The organism is Rossellomorea aquimaris (genome assembly GCF_008180865.1).
GTDB classification, from domain to species: domain Bacteria; phylum Bacillota; class Bacilli; order Bacillales; family Bacillaceae_B; genus Rossellomorea; species Rossellomorea yichunensis.
Genome location: NZ_VTEX01000003.1, coordinates 173500 through 197389 on the forward strand (window position 1 = coordinate 173500; position 23890 = coordinate 197389).

Here is a 23890-nt window from a genome sequence, read left to right on the forward strand (position 1 = left end):
TATTTTGAAGGAGCAGGGGGCCTCGGTATTCGAGGACCGTCCCTCCTATTAACCTATTAGTTCAAAGACGCCGGCTGCCCCCATCCCGCCGCCGATGCACATGGTGACGATACCAAATTGCTGGTTTCTGCGTTTCATTTCATGTACAAGGGAAAGGGTCAGCTTGGCACCTGTACAACCAAGTGGATGACCGAGAGCGATGGCTCCACCGTTTACGTTCACTTTTTCTTCGTCCAGGCCCAGCTGACGAATGACTTGGATGGATTGAGAAGCGAATGCTTCGTTCAGCTCAAATAGTCCGATATCCGACAGCTCCAACCCTGCCATCTTCAATGCACGTGGAATCGCTTCGACTGGACCGATTCCCATGATTTCCGGTGGCACTCCGGCTACCGCAAAGCTTCTGAACTTCGCCATTGGTTGCAGTCCTAATGAACCAGCCTTTTCTCTATCCATTACCATGACAGCTGCTGCTCCGTCACTCGTCTGGGATGAGTTCCCTGCCGTTACAGAGCCCTTCACATTGAAAGCCGGGCGTAACTTAGCCAGTACTTCCGAGCTTGTTTCAGCACGTACACCCTCATCTTTTGAAAACTGGAATGATTTCTCCACCAATTTATTTTCATTGCTTACTGAGCGATGAAGCACATCAACCGGTACGATTTCATCATCGAACTTTCCTTCAGCAATAGCTTTGGCCGCTTTTTGGTGACTTCTTACCGCAAATGCATCCTGATCTTCACGGGATACACCGAACTTTCTTGCCACCTGCTCGGCTGTATGCCCCATACTCATATAATATTGAGGCGCGTTTTCAGCGAGCTTCGCATTCGGACGGACTACGTGACCCATCATGGGAACAAGACTCATGGATTCAGCTCCACCTGCAATTGCTGTATCAGAGTGCCCAAGCATGATTTTTTCTGCAGCATAAGCAATGGATTGCAGTCCAGATGAACAATAACGGTTAATCGTGATTGCCGGTACTGAATCAGGCAGGCCCGCAAGACCACCGATATTTCTTGCCATGTTTAACCCTTGTTCTGCTTCAGGCATCGCACATCCGATGATCAGATCATCAATGTTGCCTTCATAATTCCCTGCACGTTTGAGGGTTTCTTTAACTACAAGTGCTCCGAGATCATCTGGCCGTACCTGTGCTAATGATCCTTTTCTTGATTTTCCGACTGGTGTTCTTGCACCAGCAACAATGACTGCTTCACGCATGATATTCCCCCGCTTTCTAATATGGTATAAACGCTGATTAATTGCGTAATGGTTTTCCTTTAACAAGCATGTGCTGCATTCTTTGTTGTGATTTCGGCTGTGCAACAAGACTCAGGAATGCTTCTCTTTCAAGATCCAACAAGTATTGTTCGTCTACTTCAGTGCCGTATGGAACCTTCCCGCCAGCAATGACGTAGGCAAGTTTTTTTGCGATCATCAGATCGTGTTCCGAAATAAATCCTGATTGAAGCATGGATTGAGCTCCAAGAAGAAGCGTTGCATATCCTGTTTCACCCACAACGGGTACTTTCTTACGGATCGGTGCTGAGTATCCACCTTCATACAGGCTTAGTGCAGCCTGTTTGGCATCGTATAACAGATGATCATTGTTTACACTTACTCCATCTGCTTTATTTAAGAAGTTGTTGTCTCTTGCTTCATCACCGGATGTGGAAACCTTCGCCATAGCAATCGATTCGAATACTTTATTGGCTACTTTTTGAAGATCGAATTCCACTCCATTTGGAAGGTTCGCTAAGTGCTTCATATAGAGCTCTTTGTTTCCGCCTCCACCCGGTATCAATCCGACTCCGACTTCCACTAATCCCATATAGGTTTCCATGGACGCCTGAATATGGGCTGCAGGTAAGCAGACTTCGCTCCCTCCGCCTAATGTCATGCCGAATGGTGCTGCTACAACTGGTTTCGTTGAATATTTGATCTTCATCATCGCCTGCTGGAAGTGTCTGACGACCATATCTATTTCAAATACGTTGTCATCCTGTGCTTCCATAAGAATCATGGCAAGATTTGCTCCTACACAGAAGTTCTTGCCCTGATTTCCGATGACGAGTCCTTTATAATTCTTCTCTACTTCATCAACTGCAAAATTGATCATTTGCGTAATATCCATTCCAATGGCGTTATTTGGAGAATGGAATTCAAGAAGCGCGATTCCATCACCGATATCAATCAAGCTTGCTCCAGAATTCTTTTTGATCAGCTTCCCTTGCGTCTTTAGTGCCTTTAAGTCGATTGCCTTCGGGTTTCTTTCTACAAGTTGATAGTCTCCATTGTGATAGAAGTGACGCTCGCCATCTTCATCTTTATAAAAAGTGTAGTGACCTTCAGCGAGCATCGTTTCCACCCACTCAGGTACGATGTGGCCTTCTTCCTTCATGCGAGTCACAGATTTTTCAACACCGATTGCATCCCATGTTTCAAATGGGCCCATTTCCCATCCAAAGCCCCATTTCATGGCCTGGTCGATGCCTACGATATCATCAGCGATTTCACCATGCAGCTGGGCTGAATAGTTTAACACCGGGGACACGATATTCCATAGGAGCGTACCTGCTTGATCTTTCGCATACACAAGTGATTTTATTTTATTCTTTAATCCTTTTTCATTTTTCGCCATTTCAAGAGAGGCCGTTTTCAGCTTCTGACGTGGCTGATAATCCATCGTTTCAGGATTAAGCTCCAGGATCTCTTTTCCTTGTTTCAGGAAGAAGCCCTGTCCGCTCTTGCTTCCGAGCCATCCGTTTTCAAGCATCCTCTGCATGAAGGCCGGTACTTCAAACACTTTCTGCTCTTCACCTTCCACTTGGTCGTACACATTTTTCGCTACATGTGCGAATGTATCGAGCCCGACCACATCAAGTGTACGGAAAGTGGCACTTTTCGGTCTTCCGATCGTCGGTCCCGTGATGGAATCAACTTCTCCTACAGAGTAGCCGCCTTTCAGCATTTCTTGAACAGTGATGAGCAATCCATACGTTCCGATGCGGTTTGCTATGAAGTTCGGCGTATCTTTCGCCATCACGACACCCTTACCAAGGATGTCTTCACCAAATGTCTTCATGAAACTGACCACTTGCGGATCCGTCTTCTTCGTTGGAATCACTTCAAGAAGCTTTAAGTAACGAGGCGGATTGAAAAAATGCGTGCCTAAAAAATTCTTCTGGAAATCATCGCTTCGACCTTTTGACATTGCCTCGATTGAAATCCCGGATGTATTTGAACTGATGATGCTACCCGGTTTCCGGTATCGCTCCACTTGCTCGAACACTTTCTTCTTGATATCTAAATTCTCAACGACTACCTCAATGACCCAGTCACAATCCCCGATATTCTGAAGATCATCCTCGAAGTTGCCTGCTGTTATGAGTGAAGCGTTTTGCTTTGATGTCAATGGCGCCGGTTTTTGTTTAAAGAGCTTTTTTAAAGCGTTTTCACTAAATTGATTACGAAACGCCTTGCTCTCTTCTGTCAGTCCCTTTGCTTTATGTTCGTCGGTTAATTCTCTTGGTACGATATCTAATAAAATTGTCGGGATGCCGATATTTGCAAGATGAGCGGCAATTCCTGAACCCATGACTCCTGATCCTAACACTGCGGCTTTCTGAATTCTACGAACCAATGGTATTTCCCCCTTTTACACACTTTGAATGAATACTCATTCATTTTTTACTCAAAAAAAAGACTCGAATGAGTTCCTGTTACATCTAATATATCTGATTTTCTAAAATATCGCAATATTTAAAAGACTAAAAATGATAAATTTTACAAAAACTTTGATGTTTTTACAGTGTCATGTTCTTTCCGGATAATGTACACTTGATAACAAAATAAGGTACTGAAAATTTCAAGGATATGGGGGATCGAATGAAAAAGCAAACGACATCTATCACCATTCTAGAAACCAGTGATATACATGGCCACATATTCCCTTACTTATATGGAACGAAGAAAAAGGCGACCGTTGGATTAGGTAGAATCGCTACCTTTATAAGAGAAGTACGGAGCCAAACCGGCAATGTGTTGGTCATTGATAACGGGGATCTCTATCAAGGCACCCCCCTTACTTATTATTATATGAAACAAGCTCGTCATTTGCCAAACCCTTTTGTTTCTATTTTACATGAATTGAATTATGATGCAGCCGTGATTGGCAATCATGAATTCAATTATGGAATGGAACCCTTACGTAAAGCTCATCAAGAAGCAGAGTATCCCTTTTTGGCCGCTAACATCCTCGATAAGGGGACTATGAAGCCATTGTTCGGACTCCCTTACTTTATCAAAGTGTTCCCCAATGGGGTGAAAGCCGCTGTACTTGGTGTAACGACACATTATATTCCAAACTGGGAAAATCCCTCTCACATTGTCGATTTGTCATTTGAAGATGCCTTTACCTCCACCCGGAATTGGGTGTCCTACATCCACACAGTAGAAAAACCTGACGTGATGATTGTTTCGTATCATGGGGGGTTTGAAAAGGATATTCAAACCGGGTCACCAACTGAACGACAAACTGGTGAAAACCAGGGCTATAAAATTTGCCAGGAAGTAAAAGGAGTCGATGTGCTGCTGACTGGTCATCAACACAGAAAACTTGCCGGCACCATCAATGGTGTTTCAATCGTTCAGCCGGGAATGCATGGTGAGAGCATCGGAAAAGTAACGATTGAGTTAAAACGGAACAAGCAAGGATGGACTATTATAAACAAAGAGCCTCAGGTCATTTCAATGGATGGAATTGAGGCCGATAAAATGGTCCTTTCCATCGCCGGTGACATTGAAAGCAAAACACAATCCTGGCTGGACCAGTCCATTGGTAAGATTGAAGGAAATATGCAGATAGAAGATATATTCGAGGCTCGTATTAAGGAACATCCATTCATTGAGTTCATCCAGCGCGTCCAATTGGAGGCAGCGGACGTCTCCATTTCAGCAACGGCACTATTCAGTGAATCACAGCAGGGACTGCCAAGTATAGTCACATTGAGGGACATCGTGTCTAACTATATCTATCCCAATACTTTAACCGTTCTTGAACTTACAGGTAGGGACATACGTCTTGCCCTTGAGCGCTCAGCATCTTATTTTGCTGTAAACCAAGCAGGGGTGCTTAGTGTGAACCCGGATTTCACCACTCCTAAACCTCAGCATTATAATTATGATATGTGGGAAGGCATTGACTACGTTTTGAATATCAGCCATCCAATAGGTGAACGCGTCACCTCCCTCTTCTGCAATGGTGAACCCTTAGCAGAAGAACAGAAATATCAAGTCGTCATGAACAATTATCGTGCAGGAGGCGGCGGCGAATACACCATGTTCAAAAACAAGAAGATCATCAAAGAAATACAAATCGACATGACCGAGTTGATTGCTGACTACTTCCTCAAGTACCAAACCATAAAAGCTGCCTGTAACCACAATTGGAAAGTTGTGGTCGACGGAGAGGGACGGACCTCATTTTAAGGTCCGTCCCTCTTCTTTTTCATAATTCTAAACGGATATGGGAATCTTAGTAATGGAGGTGTTCGACATGGCTAAGCATAAGAAAAATCCTTCCAAGGCTGGAGTGAGTGCAGCAAGCGTGAAGGGAGACGCTGGTCCTACCGTTGAGATGGCCGGCGGAGGGAAAAGAAACAGTCAAAACAATCAATTTAAGAAGCAACCATAGTATTTTTCAGTAAATGCAGCACCTGATCTTGTTGATCGGGTGTTTTTTTGGTTTGGTGTGGTAATGTGCTAGTGTGTGGTTGACGTTTCAATGGTAAGTTAAAAGGCTTTGGGAACTTTATCGACCGTTCTTTGGATTTATCGACTTGACTTTTATTTCGATATATCAACCGTTATCAGGATTTATCGACCGTTTTTTCATTTTATCAACCATATTTTCAATATATCAACCGTTCGACAAATTTCGCTAAACGCAAACACTATTCCTTCCCTTCCTAACCACACACACTAATCCCAAAACTTTTCCCCTCCCCATGCAAAAATTAACTTTGCCTTGTCCCCACTTTTACAGTAAACTAAGAATATAAATTTTAAGTTGTCAGACCTCCTACTTTATAAGCACCACCTAAGGTAGCTCGTCTGTTTTTTAAAGTACAGTAATGATAACGTTTACAGAGAAGGAGACTATAAAATGAAGCGCAGACTTATGTTTTTTACGATTGGACTTTTTATTTTGACGATGGGGGTTGCCTTGATTATTAAATCTGGCCTGGGTGCTTCTGCCTGGGATGCCCTGGCCGTTGGGGAATCGAATATGTTCGGTATTACGGTTGGAACAGCTGTTTTCAAAAATGGGGTTGTACTGATCGGTCTTAATGCTCTTATTATGAAGAAGAAGCCTGATGTATTGGCTGCGGGGTCCATTCTTGTGATTGGCCTTTTGATTGATTTTTGGTTACTGGTTGTCTTTAATGATTACGCTCCTGAGATGCTGATGAATCAGGTGTTCACCCTTGCTTCAGGTATTTTGACAATGGGACTTGGGATTGCGATTTACTTACAGGCAAAATTCCCGGCAAGTCCGATGGATACACTTATGGTGGCCATCCATACGCGTTTCGGTTTAAATCTTCGTAATTCGCGAATCATCAGTGAAGGATTTGCCCTGTCACTGGCATTCCTGTTTAAGGGAGATATCGGAATCGGTACGATCATTGTTACGCTCCTATTAGGATTCGTAGTTCAATATAGCTTCCCGATTTTCGAACAACTCTTTGAAAGAAAATCAATGGGTAAAGCAGCCGTTTCTGCTGAGTAATCAATAATAAAAAGCAATCTTCCTAGTGGGAGATTGCTTTTTTATTTTGTGACATAGATTTTGGCTCATCCTGAATGAGGAGCGGCTCGTGCCCGGCTACAATTGCTCTGGTTACGTTGAACTTAATCCCCCTCTAGAATTCAAGAGCTCATTGATACGCTTTCTCTGGCTTTTATTTGCAAGTACATAAAGTGTATCATTTGCTTTGATGACGGTGTCTCCCATTGGAGTGATCAGTTCATTGTTTCGGATAACCGCTGAAATCAATGTTTTCTCAGGGAGATTGATGTCTTTAATCGCCTTGTTTGTAATATAGGCATCGTCGTTAATGAGAACTTCGAGCATTTCATTGTTTGTTTTACCAATTGAAACGAGTTCTATGCTATGAGCGACAGGGGGTCTTTCTTCTCCTGCAAGCTTAAGGTAGTTGGCTAAAGGTGAGATGGTCGTTCCTTGTATCAGAGCCGATAGAAGAACAACGAAAAACACGACGTTGAAGATGACTTCATTGTTTTCGATATTGGCAACCATTGGATACGTTGCTAATACGATTGGTACCGCGCCCTTCAAACCAGCCCAAGAGATGAAGAATTTTTCTTTTATCGAGAAGTTCTTTGCCAGGGCAAGGCTTAAATACACTCCCAGTGGTCTCGCTACGACAATCAGTAGAATCGATAGGACGATTCCTTGCCACGCAATGCTTGGCAAATGCTGAGGGAAAACCAATAAACCCAGCAGGATAAACATGACGATTTGCATCATCCAGGCAAATCCTTCATTAAAGCGGACAATCGAATGTCGGTAGGTCAATTCCTGATTTCCGACTACGATCGCCATGATATAGACAGCTAATAGACCGCTCGCTTCAAGTATGCTCGTAAAAGCGTATGTGAAGATAGCCAGTGAAATGGACAGAACTGGATACAACCCGGATGAATCAAGGTTAATCCGATTGATGATCCATACAGATGCCCATCCCAGCACCAGTCCAAGTACCAGCCCCATACCCATTTGCCAAAAAAAGCTTAAAATCAAGGTAGCTGGATTTAATCCGGGAAATTGGATCAATTGCAAAAAAGCTACCGTCAAAAAGATGGCCATCGGGTCGTTACTGCCTGATTCTGCTTCCAGTGTAGATGAGATTTTAGGTTTGATGTTTTTGTTCCCTAAAACGGAGAAAACCGCTGCAGCGTCCGTTGAACCAACGATTGCCCCAAATAACATCCCTTCCAGCCAGCTTACATCGAGGATGAATTTTGCTGCCACCCCAATAGAAAGTGTAGTCACAATGACTCCAATGGTTGCCAGTGATAATGAAGGTTTATAGACACTTTTCACATTGCTCCATTTCGTCTGAAGTCCACCTTCAAACAGGATGATGATTAAAGCAAGTGTTCCGATGAATTGTGTCATGGGAGCATTATCGAAGAAGAAATATGTATTTAGTACCATACCTACGATGATAAATAATATTAGTGAGGGAACACCTAATCGTGTGGAGAACTTTGCGGTAATGACACCGACTAAAAGCAAGAGGCCAAGCAGTAAAGTCAAGTTATCAATGGTAATTTCCATTTTATCGCCTCTTATTTCATGAAGATTATACTCTTTCATTATATAATATTGTGAATAACGTAACAATTAAAAAGCCTTGCCTGTGACCGTATGGATCAAAACTTCTTAAAGTATGAGCGGGATGAACTCCATTTCCCTCATACTGTTTAGAAGTTGAGCGGAAATCAACGACTCCTGTCTTTTCTGCTTAAAGTTTTCCCCATGATGATGTATTCATGGGGGACATTCGGAAAGAAACCATCACGAAGGGTTTTCCAGTCTTGAGAATGATAAAAGTCAATGGCTGATTGATTATCCTTGCGGGTGGTAAGTACTGCTCTTTCTTCTCTTCTATTCTGCAATAATATTCCCATCAGTCGTTTAGCAATACCTTTTCCTCTGTAATCGGGATGAACGCCAAGTTCGACCAGCTCCATGCAATTCTCCATCCATTCACGATTCCGGTGTAGATGCCGGGTTAAGAGCTCGTGATAATATTGCCCTTTTACAGAAGAATATCCATATACGTACCCTGCGACTTCATCACCCACAATAGCCAAGTACCCTTCAAACTGCGGGTACGTAGAATGACGTTTAAATTGTTGTTCCATGCCGGCCGCGTCCACCTCAAAGAGCTGGCAATAAAGATTGATCATTTTCTTAAAATACTTTCCTTCCACTCGAAACGGGACAATTATCATTGTTCCTTAACCTCCTTTCCATGATTAAAATATACAAATAAGACTCCATGAACATCCATAGAGTCTTAATACTATCTACTATTATTATTTCTTTATGACCCCTTTTAGAACAAAGGCGACATTTGCCGGTCTTTCAGCAAGTCTTCTCATGAAGTATCCGTACCAATCCGTACCGTATGGAACGTATACGCGCATTTTATAGCCTTCTTTGACCAGTTCATGCTGGCGCTCTACACGAATGCCAAAAAGCATTTGAAATTCAAATTGATCACGAGGAATGTTATACTCTTCCACGAGTCTCTTCGTATATTCGATCATCTCATCATCGTGAGTGGCAATAGCCGTATAATTGCCGTTCAACAGATGAGTTTTAATAATTTTTTTGAAATTATCGTCTACATCCTTCTTCTCGGGAAACGCAACTTCATGTGATTCTTTATAGGCCCCTTTTACTAGACGCAGGTTGGGGGAATACGCATTCAAATCATCCATATCCTTTTCTGTTCTATATAAATAGGCTTGTATTACCGTGCCGATATTATCATACTCGGACTTTAACCTCTTGAAGATATCAATGGTCTTTCCACAGCGGGAATAGTCTTCCATATCAATGGTCACAAATACATTTTGCTTAGTTGCTTCATCAAGAATCAACCTCATATTCTTCATGACAACCTCTTCGGAAATATCCAACCCCATTGATGTCATCTTCAGGGATAATTGAGATTTCAGGTTTTCTCTCCCGATCGCACGAACAGCCTCTACACATTCCAGGGCCATTTCGTTTGCCTCTCGCTCATTGTCCACAAACTCACCTAAATAGTCGATCGTTACAACAAGATTCTGACTATTCAGTTCACGAATAACCTCAACTGCCTGCAGAATGGAAGATCCTGCAACGAATCGGCCGGCTCCAAAGCGCAGGCCATATTTCTTAGCCAGTTTCGTCATCGGCTTATTTTTTGAAAGGAATAAAAAGAAATTACGCATTGCTTGCTCCATGTTGCTTACCCCCTGAAAAAACATATATATCATACTATGAAACCGTTTTCTTTATTGCTAAAAAAGAAAAATTTCATACTATTATATATCTACCAACATTTTATCACCTTTTCAACGTTTTGAATATACTTTCAATACGTTCTGAGTAGAATATTATCGAAATTTGTAAACACGTGAATAATCATGTTGAGCATTAGGAAAAATAACCTTTGCCCTATGATTATAAAACTTTCTTAAGGGGTCGTATACAGGGTAATATTACCTATCGGTCATACAAAGAAAGGGTATTCAAAGATTGAAAAGGAGGAAAAGAATATGCAACAACAACCTCAACAAGGAAGCCAGCCACAAGCCTATACTGAACCACCGCAAATGCTTACAACGAAGGATTCTTTATATTTAAATGACATGCTTGCATGGAATCTTAATGCCATGAAGAAGTGCCATTTTGCAGCTGCCCACTGTCAGGATACTGAGATTAAAGCTGAGTTGGATAAATGCGGCCAGATGCATCAACGTCACTACCAACAACTACTTGCACATTTGAATACGGCTAATCAAAACCAAAACATGATGTAGGAAGGAGTCCCAATAGATGAATCAACAGAATCAGCAAAAAATTCAAAACCCGCAAACACAAGTACCGGAAACGCCACAGATGAATGATCGAGACTTCATTACTGATGTGCTGTCTCACGAGAAATACATGACTGCTTCTTACTGTACAGCTTTGAACGAAGCGAGTCATCAAGCGTTATATCAAGATCTGCTCACGATTTTTAACGAAACCCAAAATGCTCAACGCGAACTATACAATGAAATGTTCCGCAAAGGCTGGTACAAGCTTGAAGCTGCCGACAGTCAAAAGATTCAACAATCCTTTCAGCAGCACCAACAGTATTCTTCCCAATTCCCATATGGGTATGGCGGGCAGGTTCAATAATGTCAGAAGGCAGACGCTGGTCTGCCTTTTTTGTTTTGTGATGCGTGATAAGTAGACGTGTCTGTAAAATAATCTTCTGAATCCCGACTTCAGACAAAATCCAATAAAAAAAGCACCCTCTCTAAAAGGGCACTTTACTCATAAAAACCTCTTATTCTTCCTTCTTTTTCTCATTCATTTCCGCACGATGAGCTTCATTCATCTCTTTTATCTGGCCGACGATTCGTTTCATCTCATCTTTACCATCTGGATATAATGAATTCCAATGCTTCACGAGTGCAGGCATATTTTTCGCTATGAAAGAGTACAGAGCATATTGGGTGACCATTTCTTTCTTGTCCGAATCGGTATCACCTACTAATAGCTCAGTGTATTTTTCAACCAATGCATCAAATTGTTCCGGGAATTCTTTCATTATCTTAAACCTCCTTGTGAATATTGAGCTATGTCCTTTTCACTCGACAGGTTTGCGGACATGTTTTACAACGATACTTCTCCCCATTTTCCAATCTATAGGAGAAGCAACAGGTTTTACGAACACGAACCTTTTCCGGTACAGTATCTACATTTACTTTTTCACTATAGTAACGGGCCAATGGATTTTTATGATACTGTCCGAACCATGGGCTGTTTTCATCCGATAGCAGCTGGCGGAATTGTTGATCTCGTTGTGCTCTCATTCCTTCGTTTAAAAAAACATCATCACTCTCGAAAATCCAGAAAACATAGACAGCGATATTTTCCCATAGAATAAGATTTGACTGCTTTGTCGCTTTCTTTAACGACTGTATCACTCCATTAAGATGCTCCCGAAAGATCGACTGAATATATTCCTCTTTCTCCCCGGTGGAAGTGAATTCAGTAACGGTTACATCTTTCAAATAAAACTGAGGCATCCATAATCCATTCTTGTCTCCGTCCACCAGGATCAGGTTTTCAGGCTTGAGGTTTAATTTCTTATTCCAATACGTCATCGCCATTAATCCCATTGCTGCTATGAAAGCATAGCGTTTCATGAATAAGGACGCTGCTACCTTAAGATCATCTGTCCCGATTGCCGAAAGCCTGCCGGTTAGATAAGCTTTCATTTCAATCTCCCCTAAGAAACAGCTTGCCTCTTCCCCTTTAAAAGCAGGATCCCACTCTCTATGAAAACGATATTTCATAAGAGTATCCCACTGTCCCTGGGTGAGGACATTCATCATCCCGTCTCACCCACAGCATTCAGAATGCAGCGACCTTTACCAAATGGGATGCATAACGGGGTTCCAAACAAAGGATCACGTGATACCTGACAATCCATATCAAATACATTCTTCACGAGTTCACAGCTGATTACATCTTCAGGCTTCCCTTGGGCATAAATTTGCTTATCACGGATGGCGACAATATTATGGGCATAGCGACAGGCTAAATTAAGATCGTGCAGGACCATGACGATGGTTCGCTGTTCTTTCTCGTTGAGTTCAAATAATAAATCAAGAATTTCAATTTGATGGGTCATATCGAGATAGGTAGTGGGTTCATCCAACAGAATGATGTCTGTGTCTTGCGCTAGAGTCAACGCAATCCAAGCACGCTGTCTCTGTCCCCCTGAAAGTTCATCCACTTTCCGGTGCTGCAGTTCTTCCATTTTTGTTGCCTTCAGTGCGTCCTGGACAATTTCTTCATCCTTATGGGACCACTGCTTGAGCCATGTTTGGTGAGGGTACCGACCTTGCTTAACCAGCTGCAGGACGGTCAATCCCTCAGGAGCTGTTGGCGATTGAGGAAGAATGGCCATTTTACGAGCGACTTCTTTCGTTGATAAACGAGAGATGGCTTCCCCATCTAACAGAACCGATCCTTGCTTAGGCTTTAGCAATCTGGCAATGGACCGAAGAAGAGTCGATTTACCGCAGCCATTTCCGCCGATGAAGACAGAAATCTCCCCTTTTGGAATGTCAATATTCAGTTCATCAATGATCGTTCGTTCCCCGTAAGATAGAGTCAAATCCTTCGTTTGTAAAATATCACTCATTAATGGCCAACTCCTTTAAGAATTTCTTGTTTTAAATAAAAGATAGATAAAATAAGGTGCTCCAATTGCAGCTGTAAATACTCCTGCTGGAACTTCCAGCGGCAGGAATAGAGTCCTGCCTATCAGATCTGCCACCATCACGAGAATACCACCTATAAAAGCGGCAGTCGGAAGTAACGCACCGAAAGATGATCCTACCATCCTTCTTGCCATATGAGGAGCCATCAGACCTACAAAGCCGATCCCCCCTGCAAAGGCAACCGCTCCACCCACTAGAGCCGTTGACATAAGGAGAAGTAAAAAGCGTTGTCTCTGAACGTTCCCTCCAACACTTGTAGCGATTTCTTCTCCAAGTTCCTGGATATTCAATTGACGGGTAATAAAAAAGCTCAACACTATAAAAATCAGGCTCCATGGAAGCAGAATCCACACATCCTGCCAGTCGGATCCGTTAACGGTACCTGTAATCCATATATTTACTTGACTGGCTCTATATATAGGGCCGAGGATCATAAGCAATGTAGTCAATGCTTGTGTCAAAGCTGATATACCGATTCCGATCAATACGAGCCTGACAGGTGATACACCTTTTCTCCATGCCAAGAAATAGACTAAAAAGGCAATGACAGCTGCACCGATAAATGCTGCAACAGGCATCCATTTAATACTGACCATCAAGGTATTATCATCGTTACTGAAAAGTGTCAGGAAAGCGACGACCGCCGCACCCGCCCCTCCGGTGATCCCGATTATGTCCGGGGACGCCAACGGATTTCGAATCATTCCTTGCAAAATCCCGCCTGCAACGGCCAATGCCATCCCGGCGAGCAGAGCAATGATAATCCTTGGAAGGCGAAATGATGTAACAACAAGCTGTTCTAAACTTGTTCCGCCCCCAAAGAAGACGCTTACGACCTTCCATGGTGCTATTTTCAAGTCACCAATACCCGTACTCATAATAAGGACGAGTAAAGTGATGACGCCTAATATCATGATTTTCTTCATTGCTGATATATCAACGAGCATAGAAACCCGATCCTCGAGCCAGCGCTTCCCAATAAACTTATTCATCGGTTAAAACCCCTTCCTTGCAACGTACACGAAGAATGGTGCACCAATAATGGCTGTCATAACACCAACCGGCACCTCCTGGGGCATGATGATGTAACGGGCTCCGATGTCAGCGGCCAATAGTAAAATCGCTCCGAGTACCCCTGAGTAAGGAATCAACCAGCGATGATCCACCCCGATGATTTTTCTCGCAAGATGGGGGATTACAATCCCGATAAATCCTATTGGTCCTGCAATGGCTACAGAACCCCCAGCCAGGAGCACGACCACAAGTAATGCGATAAATTTAATCAAGGCTGTTTTGAGTCCCAACCCTTTGGCAACATCTTCTCCCATGGCAAGTATATTCATTTTTCCTGCCAACATGAGAGCAAGTATCCATCCTGCCACTATATAAGGAAATACTCCAGATAAAATGTCCAGGCTCCTTCCTTGAACAGATCCTGCAAGCCAGAATAAAACCTGCTCTAATGCTGCTTCATTCAGTACAAGCAAACCCTGTGTAAATGAAGAAAACATTGCCGTTATGGCAGCCCCTGCTAACGTCAGCTTCATGGGGGTCAAGCCGTTGTTCCCGACTGAGCTGATGACATACACTCCGACGGCAGCAAGTCCCGCTCCCAGAAACGCCAGCCACGTAAAGGATTGAAGATTGGTTACACCAAATAACGTAACCGCCACTACCACCATAAAGGCACCACCGGCATTGATCCCGAAAATACCGGGAGATGCTAACGGATTCTTGGTCAAGGTTTGCATCAGGACTCCTGAAATTGCGAGGGATGCCCCCACTGTCGCAGCAATAAGTGCACGTGGTAAGCGGATTGTCTGGAGCACGATATGCTCAGTCGATCCATCCGGGTTGGTAAACGCTTCAAGAGCTATTCTCCACGACGTATCCGTATACCCGTAAACAATGCTGATTCCTATACACACTATGAGAAAAAGGATGGTTCCTATAAACAGAAAAAATTGGTTTTGAGTTTTCATTATGCGGTAACCTTTCTATCCCTTATTGAAATAAGGAAAGGAAAATCTATTAAAGTTCACGTTCTTTTCTTTCATTACTATTTTAAAGAAGAATGAAACAACCGTCAATGATTTTGAAAATCATTATCATTTAAGTGTTGACAATGAAAACCTTCTCATCTAATATAAAAGTTGTAATTGATAACCATTATCAACCATATATCATTTTCAGGAGGATTCATACATATGAAATTAAGAAGTTTATTATCTTTATTCCTTATCGCTTCACTTCTATTCTTAGCAGCTTGCGGTAATAAAGAAGAAAAAGAAGGTTCTGCAGGGAGCAATGATAAAAAAGAAGAAAGCTACACAGTGGAACATGCAATGGGTACGGCTGAAATCGAAGGAACTCCTAAGAAGGTTGTCATCCTTACAAATGAAGGAACAGAGGCTCTTCTCTCAATGGGCGTAACCCCTGTTGGTGCTGTACAATCCTGGACAGGTGATCCTTGGTACGATCATATTGCCGACGATATGAAAGATGTTGAAGTGGTCGGAACTGAAAGCGAATTAAACATGGAAGCCATAGCAAAGCTTCAACCGGATCTTATTATCGGGAACAAAATGCGTCAAGAAGAGCAATACAATCAGCTGAAAGACATCGCTCCAACGGTGATGGCAGAAACATTACGCGGTAACTGGAAAGAGAACTTTGAATTATACGCTAAAGCAGTAAACAAAGAAGAAAAAGGTCAAGAAGTACTAGCCGAGTATGACCAGCGAATTGAAGATCTTAAAGGTAAACTTGGAGACAAGCTGAATCAGAAAGTTTCTATGGTCCGCTTTTTAGCAGGTGACGTACGTATCTACCATAAAGATTCATTCTCAGGTGTGATCCTGGATCAATTAGGATTTGCCCGTCCTGAAGGTCAGGATGTTGATGACTTTGCTGAAAAAGGTGTGACAAAAGAGCGCATCCCGGCAATGGATGGAGATGTATTATTCTACTTCACATATGAAACGGGTGATGGAGAAGCGAACAAGCTAGCTGAAGAGTGGCTGAACGATCCTCTATTCCAAAACCTTGAAGTAGCAAAACAAGACAAGGTATACGAGGTAAGTGATGCGATTTGGAACACTGCAGGTGGAGTCGTGGCAGCAAATGCAATGCTTGATGATATCGAGAAGTTTTTCCTGGAGCAGGAATAACCAAATGAGACTGGATAAGGGATCTCCCTCGTCCAGTCTTTTTTATTTCATTCATAACCCAAATTGATTCACTTCTAACTTATCCCCTTTTATCATTCAATAGATCTTAACGTTTTTTCCCACTTCCCCCATCAAATTTCATAATTCTCCTATTTTCGGAAATACTACAGTATAGACCATACATCGAACATGAGGGATTAGTATGTTTCCATTCTTTAGAAATAAGAAAAACACCGATAACACGAAGAATAAACAGACCTATGAAAGCTTTAAGCAGGAAGCTGAAAAATCGGCTGACTATAAACAAGCCTTTTATCAGAACCCTCATACAGGGGCCAAATTCAGTCTGCATTTCATTACCACCCTGATTGATGGGAAGATTCTGCAGGAGGATGTTCTTCCCTCCTTACTTTCAAAAGATTTTCATTCATTTGATGACTTAAAGACGTTAGTTCCTGTCCTGGATATAGAAGTATCCAAGGATGAAGCTCAAATTGAACAAAAACTTTTTAATGGATATACCTTGTTAACGATGGATGCCTCTAATCGGAAATTCGCCTTCATCGCTACGAAGAATGAAATGGGAAGAAAGGTTTCCCAACCGGAAGTGGAATTCAGTGTGGTTGGTCCGAAAGAGGCCTTTGTGGAATCTCTCAGTGACAACCTTAATCTGCTCCGAAAACGTCTTCCTATTAAAGAGCTATTAGTAGAAGAATTCAACCTCGGAAAACTGACTCACACGAGAGTCGCTTTAGTCTATCTTGATGGTTTAGTGGATGAAGCCAATGTGAATACGATGCGTCAACGTTTACGAGCCGTGGATTTTGATCAAATCATGGACAGTTCATTTATTGAACAGCTCATTGCCGATAATAGCAATTCCCCTTTCCCCCAGCTATTGGATTCAGAACGACCCGATCGTGTCGCTTCTGTACTGGTGGAAGGAAAAGTAGCGGTTATGGTAGACGGGTCTCCTCATGCCTTGATTGGACCCACGACCCTTGTCGAGTTCTTTAATGCATATGAGGATTATTTCTTAAATTTCTCGATCGCCTCATTCCTCCGTCTAGTGCGGGTTTTCGCAGTAGGGTTTTCGATTTTGATTACACCGATTTACGTTGCTGCACTGACGTATCATTATGAACTCATTCCAAAGGATTTAATGGCCACCCTTGTAACATCGAGACAAGAAATTCCTTTGCCTCCTATATTAGAGGCGTTATTTCTCGAATTAACGATTGAATTACTGCGTGAGGCAGGAGCACGCCTTCCGACCAAAGTTGGTCAAACCATCGGTATCGTTGGAGGGATCGTAATCGGGACCGCATCCGTAGAGGCGGGGATTACGAGTAATGTATTGCTCATTTTAGTTGCCCTTGCTGCGCTTGCTTCCTTTACGACTCCCGTGTACCGAATGGGTAATACTATTCGTTTGCTCCGATTCCCTTTCTTGTTGTTCGCACAACTATGGGGATTATTAGGAATCGTCTTCTGTTTCTGTTTACTTATGGGGCATTTATTACAATTAACCTCACTGGGAAGACCGTTCCTGGAGCCGCTCTATCCACCGAGAATGAAGGACCTGAAAGACGCTCTGATTCGGTTCCCATTTAATAAACAAGCTGGACGTCCAGAATATTTAAGAACGAAAAAACCTTACCGGTTCCGCCCATCTGAAGGAAAGAAAAAGCTGGATATAGATGAATAAAGGTCGGAGGTGATCAGATGCTAACCATTCCAGATAGAAGAAAAATATCCCCATTCCTTGTTTTCTTTCTTATACATTCGATTCAAGTCGGGGCAGGTGTTCTGGGGTTCCAACGAATCATTTCAATGAATGCGGGGTATGATGGTTGGATTTCTGTCATCCTGGCAGGTATTTTTACTCATATCCTCATGTTCATTATGTACTTAATTTTAGAAAAATCCGGAGGGGACCTTGTATCTGCTCATACCTTGGCTTTTGGAAAATGGGTCGGGAATATATTCAACTTATTATTTTCCCTTTATTTTAGTTTGCTCGTGATAACGATTATGAGGACGTATATCGAGGTATTGCAAGTATGGATGTATCCCCGATTAAGTACGTTTATGTTTGCGTTGTTCTTCTTAATCCTCGTCTACTATATTGTGAATGGAGGAGTCCGCACCATTGCAGGTACAGCTTTTTTTGGAACTGTACTACCCAGTTATCTGCTCTTAACCTTTGCGTTTACATTTAATTACGCAGATTTCCGAAACATTTTACCGGTATTTGATCACTCTATCAAAGACATCTTAATTTCCACTAAAAATATGTCACTTACTTACCTGGGATACGAAGCCATACTGATGCTCTATCCCTATCTTAAAGATGCGAAAAAGTCTCAGAAATATGCTCATTGGGGGCTTTTTACAACTACCATCATTTACACCTTGATTGCCATCATTTCGTTTGCTTTTTTCAGTCAAAAGCAATTAGAAAAAACTGTTTGGGCCACCCTTTCCATGTGGAAAATCGTCGAAATGCCCTTTGTTGAACGTTTTGAATATATCGGAATCGCTAATTGGTGCTTAGTGATTCTGCCCAACGTGTGTATCTCTCTCTGGTGTGCCAGCAGGACCATAAAGCGAATGACACCCTTAAGACATCGTCATGCCTTAATCATCATTTGTATTCTCTGTTTGTGCACATTAACTTTTATCACTGACCGAAAACAGGTAAATTTCTTGAACACAATTTCAGGACAAATCGGTTTTTATTTCAACTTTTTTTACATACCTGCCCTCTTGGTACTGGTGACTATCATGAAGAAGGTGAGACAAAAAAAATGAAAAAATTCTTGATCCTCTTCCTTTGTTCATTGTTCCTCACAGGATGCGTAGAGAAGGAAATTCTTGACGATTTATATGTTGAAACGGCAAAGGCCTATGATTATGTGGGAGAGAATAAAATTAGAGGGACAGCTCTGTTCCCCATTTATTTATCCGATAAATCCATCCAAAACGGCACGCTGTCCGCTGAAGCATCTTCCACACGGGAAGTGCTGGAGAAACTAGAAAGAAGGGCGCAGCAGCCCCTTGTAAGAGGAAGCTTGGATGTTGTGTTGATAGGAGAAAAACTGGCAAAGAAAGGAATCATCGATATCGGCGATTCTCTCCAAAGAGACGCCAGTATTGGCGCAAGGCTATATGTGACGATAGTAGATGGAGACGCAGGTGAACTGATCAAAGGGAATTATGGGTTAAGGGGCAATGGAACGTATATTTCTAACCTGATTACACACAACATTAAACGAAGAGAGTTACCGGAAACGAATCTACATTTATTTCTATTTAATTATTTCCAAGAAGGACAAACAGCCTATCTTCCTATACTGAAGCAGCTCTCTAATGAAAGTATAGCGATTACAGGTGTTGCCCTCTTCGATAAAGACAAAATGGTCAAAAAGATCCCTGCTGAAGATATGTTTTTCTTTAAAATATTAGTGGATAAACTTGCTGAAGGAAGCCATGTCATCAAAATGGGGAAAAAGCCTGGCGCTGCAGAAGAAACGGTTGAGGCTTCCGTAACGAGTCTGATTTCAAAGCACAAAATTATCATAAAACATAAAGCTGATCCTGTTGAAGTGACAATGAGAATCAAGGTCAGGGGAATTGTCAGAGAGTATACCGGAAAAAAATTGACACCTGATAAAGTCGGAGAAGTTGAGAAAAAAATGGAAAAAGATATAGAAGAAAAATGCTTAACCATGCTGAAGGAATTTCAGGAATTAGGCATCGACCCTGTCGGCATCGGTCAAAATCAAAAACATGGGGTACGTGGGTTTGATATTAAAGAATGGAAAGAAAGCATTTATCCCCGTGTAAAATTCAATGTGGACGCAAAGGTTCAAATCTTAGAAGCAGGTACGGTAGAATAGTATCCATAAAGAAAGGCTCCTTATTATTAGGAGCCTTTCTACACTATTTCAGTGGAATAACACGTTTGCTCTCTGCACTTTCTTTACAAGCTTCAATGATTTTGATCACCTGTAAAGCATCCTCCGGTTTCACGGCAAGAGGGATGTTTTCTCTTAAGGTTCCGTATATCCCCAGATAGAATTGAGTATAATCCCCCTTTTCAGAAGGAATGACTTCTGAGGTCACTTCTTCACCAGATAGTGTTGTAAGAATACCCCAGTTTTCCTCGTCTTCCATTCCCCACTCTTCACCAAGAGGATTTTTCCCTGCTTTTAAATCATCTTCCTGACGATCCATTCCGTGCTTCACATAGCTACCCTGTAATCCATGAACCTGATAGCGTGGTCCGGGATCAAGGACTATAGAACGGGAGTATAATTGTACTCTCAATACGTCATACCCGAGGGTAATGTGGAAATAGTCTTCCGCTTTCTCCGGATTTCGCTGCGGGAACACATCTGCCTGCACCCATTTTGGTGTTCCAAACAGTGTGAGTGCTTGATCAAGGAGGTGAGAACCCAAATCATATAAAACGCCGGCTCCCTCAATTTTATTTTCTTTCCAACGATCTTTAATAATCGGACGGAAACGGTCGAAGTGGGCTTCATATGTATAGACTTGTCCTAAAGCATCTTCTGTAAGTAATTTTTGGATGGTTAAAAAGTCGGCATCCCAACGGCGGTTATGGAATACGGAAAGATGCAAGCCTCTCTCTTTGGCTAAAGCTAACAGTTCTTCCCCTTCCACACTATTCGTCACAAATGGCTTCTCTACCACTACATGTTTATCAGCAAGTAATGACTGCTTAATCATTCTGTAGTGAAGATGGTTTGGCGTTGTGATCACAACTAATTCAATGTCTTGTTGAAGTAAATCCTCAAGGGATGAAACCACAGTCGTACCCTCAATGTCCTTCAGCACTTTCTCTTCATCAGAAGAAAGCACCGCTTCGATATGAAATTCCTCCAAGCGGGAAAGTAACGGGCGATGAAAGCTTTGTCCTGAAAAACCGTATCCTACTAATCCAACGTTAATCGGTTGCATAAATGTCACCTTTTTCTTTCAAAATGTATTCCCATATTATCATGTACAAGTTCAGACGAAAAATGATTCGTTTTACAATTGATCGATTGTTTGTATAAAATAATGAAAGGCTCTTTTCGCAAAGTTTGTAGTTATCTTAAGGGAGAAAGTAGTAGTTGATTTCCGCTCCAGGATGCTCGCTTTCCGCGGGGCTGGCGGTGAGCCTCCTCGGCTTTGCCTCCGGGGTCTCACCTGTCCAGCTACAAGGCTTAGGGGCTCGAGGTCATAAGCCCCTGGGCAAAGCCCCTCCGCTTTTCGTACAGTCCAGCTATTCCCGCAGGAGTCGAGCATCCTTCCGCTCCAATCAACTTACTGAGCATAAAACCTTATTAGTGAGAGAGAAAAACAAGAATTTTAGCGAACAACCTAATTTAAGGTAAGAAAAGTTAGTTCTCCTATTAAGGAAGAAGAATTCTGTTTTCTAGTTACATTGTTTTTCTTGCACACCTTAAGCTCTGTCACGAAAAATCTTTTAAAGATGGTGAGGGGAACTGCGTAGACCCCTGCGGAAGTACAGTCGTGCCGAGACCCCGTTCGGCTAAGCTGAGGAGCCTCGGCCGAACGCTAGCTGCAAGCGGAGCAGTTCCCCTCACCATCCAGCACATACTAATTGCAGAGCTCACAACAATCTTTACGAAATGATCCTAATGAAAGAAGGAGGTTAACAACATGCAAGCAATCAAAAACAAAGAAACCTTTGAAGATTTAATTACTTCGGCAGAGCCTGTGATCGTGAAATTCCACGCTGACTGGTGTCCTGACTGCCGTCGTATGGATATGTTCATTGATGAGATCATGGAAGAGTTCAGTCAATTTAAATGGTACGACATCAATAAAGACGAATTCCCTGAAATCGCAGAAAAATATGACGTCATGGGCATCCCAAGCCTGCTTGTCTACAAAAACGGCGAAAAAATCGCGCACCTGCACAGTGCCAACGCCAAAACACCAGAACAAGTAACAGAATTCCTCGGCGCACTATAATCCATAGGTCCGTCCCCATTTATGCAGAGGGACGGACCTTGCACTTAAGTCACCTCACACCATTAATCGATGTTCCCCTTTCCATCTACATAAACGGTTTGAATAATCGTTCTCTGAAATTTGTTTCCCTCCTGGGTTTCCCCTTCAATATCGATGGTGATGTTATGGACTCCTTCTTCAAATTCTGCAAGTGGAAAAGAAGATAGATCTTCAGTTGTAATAAAGGTGGTTTGTTTTTTGTTTCCGCTCTTCGTCGGAATATGGTGGATGGTATATGTTTTCTTTATTGGTTTGCCTTGTACATTCCCTGAAGCCATTAAAGGTTCTCCATCACCGGCCAACTGACTCCCCCCCTCACTATTACCCGTATGAAACAATACGCTTAACATGTATTTTTCACTTTGACTATTATGCGCCCTCATTTCCCACTCCCCTATAAGTGGCTTTGAAATGAGAACGTAATGATGATAAGCTCCAGGGAAAAAGCCTGTTGCATCTTCCGTAATCATGAACTGTTTATACACTTGTCCGTTCGGGCTAATGAGCTCATAGATAGCAGCCTGTTGATCACTGATCCAGTCCACCGAAATTTTTTCTACCTCTTCCTCCACTGAAAACTTCTCCACTCCAACACCTACACATACCCCTCCTCTATGGAGCACCGATGTTTCGCCCTCATTTGCAAGCTCGCTCATATCAGCATTGGATACCTCTTGCACCTCTTCTGTTAAGATTTTTTTCAAATAAGGGAAAATCTCCCCGCCTACTTTTATCGTCGTATGAGACCAGTCTTGGATACTTACCTCATCCCCATAAGGAAGGCGTGAACTTGTTACCAATACCGCTCCATCACTTTGTCCAAATCGGCTTAAGTATAATCCGCCCCAATACAATGCAGAATTCATCCCACCCCATCCTGTACCACCGAATGTATAGAATGGAATGGCTTTTGCAAGTTCAAGTTCATCCGTCTGGGAACGGAAAGATTTCATATATCCCGTTTGCAAGGAGAACACGGCATTATCTTTACTTTTTAAAGCATCGGTTAACCAGCCTGCCCATTTACTATAGGCAAGGTCTGCAAGCTCTGATCCATGATGAGGGGACGAAAGAGTGATGACCCTCTCTACATATGGTCCGGCACCATAATGAACCAATGCTGTTTGAACATCGATCCCTCCTTTACTATGGCCCACAACCACTACCTTCCTCTTAAAAAGGTCATAAATCTCACGAAGCTTTTTCTCTAATAGCTGCCCATTTTTCCACATATCTTCGTCTGGATGCAAATCAATAAAAACGGCTTGGTGTCCATATTTCCGCGAAAATTCCTGTAGATCATTTTCTCTTATCCACGTGTCTGACGAGGCATGAATCCCATGAATAAATAAAATCGGATATCCCTCCGATCCTTCTGCCATTTCATCGACAAACCACCTGCCCGGTATTCCCGACGCATTCTGAATCCCATCCATTTTCTCATGCAATTTCTTTACCTCCCTTAAGATACCCTATCTTCATTATCGTTTAGAAGAATCAAAATATCAGTAGGAATGTTAAATATAGGAATAAAGTTACAACTTCCATGTTCGTATCTTATGTTTCATAATCCG

22 protein-coding genes are annotated in these 23890 nt (G+C 42.4%); 10 read left to right on the plus strand and 12 right to left on the minus strand.

What is annotated here, in order from left to right; translation table 11 throughout:
• Nucleotides 1–48: 48 nt before the first annotated feature.
• Entirely contained in the window at nucleotides 49–1227 is a 1179-nt protein-coding gene (locus FZC88_RS13645; protein ID WP_148970072.1) for an acetyl-CoA C-acetyltransferase, read from the minus strand.
• Nucleotides 1228–1264: 37 nt separating this feature from the next.
• Complete coding sequence (locus tag FZC88_RS13650) at nucleotides 1265–3649, minus strand: 3-hydroxyacyl-CoA dehydrogenase/enoyl-CoA hydratase family protein (protein ID WP_148995282.1); 2385 nt, start codon at nucleotides 3647–3649, stop codon at nucleotides 1265–1267.
• A 245-nt stretch (nucleotides 3650–3894) separates the two neighbouring features.
• Between FZC88_RS13650 and FZC88_RS13655 the strand changes: the two genes are divergently transcribed.
• The 3 genes from FZC88_RS13655 (at nucleotide 3895) to FZC88_RS13665 (ending at nucleotide 6799) form a co-directional block, all read left to right on the plus strand.
• On the plus strand, nucleotides 3895–5496 hold the full coding sequence (locus tag FZC88_RS13655; protein WP_148995283.1) for a bifunctional metallophosphatase/5'-nucleotidase: 1602 nt from the start codon (nucleotides 3895–3897) through the stop codon (nucleotides 5494–5496).
• A 67-nt stretch (nucleotides 5497–5563) separates the two neighbouring features.
• Nucleotides 5564–5701 carry a YuzL family protein gene (locus FZC88_RS13660; RefSeq protein WP_148970075.1) on the plus strand — a complete coding sequence of 46 codons (138 nt, stop codon included), beginning with the start codon at nucleotides 5564–5566 and terminating at the stop codon, nucleotides 5699–5701.
• A 471-nt stretch (nucleotides 5702–6172) separates the two neighbouring features.
• Nucleotides 6173–6799 (plus strand): YczE/YyaS/YitT family protein, encoded by a 627-nt coding sequence (locus FZC88_RS13665; RefSeq protein WP_148995284.1) that lies wholly within the window; start codon nucleotides 6173–6175, stop codon nucleotides 6797–6799.
• 111 nt (nucleotides 6800–6910) lie between these two features.
• On the opposite strand, the gene FZC88_RS13670 is transcribed toward FZC88_RS13665, so the two are convergent.
• The 3 genes from FZC88_RS13670 to FZC88_RS13680 all read right to left on the minus strand — a co-directional run bounded on the left by FZC88_RS13670 (nucleotide 6911) and on the right by FZC88_RS13680 (nucleotide 10056).
• Complete coding sequence (locus tag FZC88_RS13670; protein ID WP_148995285.1) at nucleotides 6911–8374, minus strand: potassium/proton antiporter; 1464 nt, start codon at nucleotides 8372–8374, stop codon at nucleotides 6911–6913.
• Nucleotides 8375–8538: 164 nt separating this feature from the next.
• A complete protein-coding gene (locus tag FZC88_RS13675) occupies nucleotides 8539–9054 on the minus strand; it encodes a GNAT family N-acetyltransferase (RefSeq protein ID WP_148995286.1) in 516 nt (171 codons plus the stop codon).
• Between the two features lie 84 nt (nucleotides 9055–9138).
• Entirely contained in the window at nucleotides 9139–10056 is a 918-nt protein-coding gene (locus tag FZC88_RS13680; protein WP_148995287.1) for a proline dehydrogenase family protein, read from the minus strand.
• A gap of 315 nt (nucleotides 10057–10371) precedes the next feature.
• Between FZC88_RS13680 and FZC88_RS13685 the strand changes: the two genes are divergently transcribed.
• Together FZC88_RS13685 and FZC88_RS13690 are read left to right on the plus strand one after the other, a co-directional pair.
• Complete coding sequence (locus FZC88_RS13685) at nucleotides 10372–10635, plus strand: hypothetical protein (RefSeq protein WP_148995288.1); 264 nt, start codon at nucleotides 10372–10374, stop codon at nucleotides 10633–10635.
• Nucleotides 10636–10651: 16 nt separating this feature from the next.
• The gene (locus FZC88_RS13690; RefSeq protein WP_148995289.1) at nucleotides 10652–10999 is read left to right on the plus strand and encodes a spore coat protein; all 348 of its coding nucleotides are present in this window, start codon (nucleotides 10652–10654) and stop codon (nucleotides 10997–10999) included.
• 151 nt (nucleotides 11000–11150) lie between these two features.
• Here the strand turns inward: FZC88_RS13690 and FZC88_RS13695 are convergent, their stop codons facing one another.
• From FZC88_RS13695 to FZC88_RS13715, 5 genes are read right to left on the minus strand one after another with little or no spacing between them, the layout of a single operon-like run.
• Nucleotides 11151–11414, minus strand: coding sequence for a DUF2573 family protein (locus tag FZC88_RS13695; RefSeq protein WP_148995290.1), 264 nt, complete (start codon nucleotides 11412–11414; stop codon nucleotides 11151–11153).
• Nucleotides 11415–11442: 28 nt separating this feature from the next.
• A complete protein-coding gene (locus FZC88_RS13700) occupies nucleotides 11443–12165 on the minus strand; it encodes an IucA/IucC family C-terminal-domain containing protein (RefSeq protein WP_187443629.1) in 723 nt (240 codons plus the stop codon).
• A gap of 35 nt (nucleotides 12166–12200) precedes the next feature.
• The gene (locus FZC88_RS13705) at nucleotides 12201–13019 is read right to left on the minus strand and encodes an ABC transporter ATP-binding protein (protein ID WP_044338193.1); all 819 of its coding nucleotides are present in this window, start codon (nucleotides 13017–13019) and stop codon (nucleotides 12201–12203) included.
• Between the two features lie 15 nt (nucleotides 13020–13034).
• On the minus strand, nucleotides 13035–14090 hold the full coding sequence (locus tag FZC88_RS13710) for a FecCD family ABC transporter permease (protein WP_148995291.1): 1056 nt from the start codon (nucleotides 14088–14090) through the stop codon (nucleotides 13035–13037).
• A 3-nt stretch (nucleotides 14091–14093) separates the two neighbouring features.
• Nucleotides 14094–15080, minus strand: a complete 987-nt coding sequence (locus FZC88_RS13715) for a FecCD family ABC transporter permease (protein WP_148995292.1) — start codon at nucleotides 15078–15080, stop codon at nucleotides 14094–14096.
• Between the two features lie 225 nt (nucleotides 15081–15305).
• On the opposite strand from FZC88_RS13715, the gene FZC88_RS13720 reads away from it, so the two are divergent.
• The 4 genes from FZC88_RS13720 (at nucleotide 15306) to FZC88_RS13735 (ending at nucleotide 20170) form a co-directional block, all read left to right on the plus strand.
• Entirely contained in the window at nucleotides 15306–16268 is a 963-nt protein-coding gene (locus FZC88_RS13720) for an ABC transporter substrate-binding protein (RefSeq protein ID WP_148995293.1), read from the plus strand.
• A 202-nt stretch (nucleotides 16269–16470) separates the two neighbouring features.
• Nucleotides 16471–17976 (plus strand): spore germination protein, encoded by a 1506-nt coding sequence (locus tag FZC88_RS13725; RefSeq protein ID WP_148995294.1) that lies wholly within the window; start codon nucleotides 16471–16473, stop codon nucleotides 17974–17976.
• Nucleotides 17977–17993: 17 nt separating this feature from the next.
• Nucleotides 17994–19082: a GerAB/ArcD/ProY family transporter gene (locus FZC88_RS13730; RefSeq protein ID WP_148970088.1), complete on the plus strand. Its 1089-nt coding sequence runs from the start codon at nucleotides 17994–17996 to the stop codon at nucleotides 19080–19082.
• Entirely contained in the window at nucleotides 19079–20170 is a 1092-nt protein-coding gene (locus FZC88_RS13735) for a Ger(x)C family spore germination protein (protein ID WP_148995295.1), read from the plus strand. The genes FZC88_RS13730 and FZC88_RS13735 overlap by 4 nt, the downstream gene beginning before the upstream one ends.
• Before the next feature lie 43 nt (nucleotides 20171–20213).
• Here the strand turns inward: FZC88_RS13735 and FZC88_RS13740 are convergent, their stop codons facing one another.
• Nucleotides 20214–21254 carry an oxidoreductase gene (locus tag FZC88_RS13740; protein ID WP_148995296.1) on the minus strand — a complete coding sequence of 347 codons (1041 nt, stop codon included), beginning with the start codon at nucleotides 21252–21254 and terminating at the stop codon, nucleotides 20214–20216.
• A gap of 708 nt (nucleotides 21255–21962) precedes the next feature.
• Here FZC88_RS13740 and FZC88_RS13745 point away from each other — a divergent pair.
• Nucleotides 21963–22277 (plus strand): thioredoxin family protein, encoded by a 315-nt coding sequence (locus FZC88_RS13745; RefSeq protein WP_148995297.1) that lies wholly within the window; start codon nucleotides 21963–21965, stop codon nucleotides 22275–22277.
• Between the two features lie 62 nt (nucleotides 22278–22339).
• Here FZC88_RS13745 and FZC88_RS13750 read toward each other — a convergent pair whose 3' ends face one another.
• Nucleotides 22340–23764, minus strand: coding sequence for an esterase/lipase family protein (locus FZC88_RS13750; protein ID WP_148995298.1), 1425 nt, complete (start codon nucleotides 23762–23764; stop codon nucleotides 22340–22342).
• Nucleotides 23765–23890 lie beyond the last annotated feature (126 nt).